Source organism: Paraburkholderia sp. EG304, assembly GCF_046543485.1.
Taxonomy (GTDB): domain Bacteria; phylum Pseudomonadota; class Gammaproteobacteria; order Burkholderiales; family Burkholderiaceae; genus Paraburkholderia; species Paraburkholderia youngii.
Map to the genome: position 1 here is coordinate 1 of NZ_JBKGUA010000524.1, position 224 is coordinate 224.

General features: G+C 58.5%; 1 protein-coding gene. It reads left to right on the plus strand.

What is annotated here, in order from left to right; all coding sequences use genetic code 11:
• Positions 1-32: 32 nt before the first annotated feature.
• Positions 33-224, plus strand: a 192-nt coding sequence (locus ACLFKU_RS45000; protein ID WP_410853546.1) for a transposase, incomplete at its 3' end; no start/stop codon positions are given.

A 224-nucleotide genomic window follows, 5' to 3' on the forward strand; every position in this document is an offset into this window, starting at 1 on the left:
TATAAACTCGACCGAAAGGAAGGAAAGAAGAAATGTTTAAGGTACCGCACCAGGTGTACACGGCGGAGTTCAAGGAAGCTGCAGTGCAACGAGTCAAGGACGGGCAAGGCGTGAGCGCCGTGGCCGGCGAATTGGGTATGTCGATACAGACGCTGCGCAACTGGCTCAAAGCGTCGGAAGCCGGCAAGCTGAACGGCCCGGGGGCGAAGGTCGTCACGGCGGAA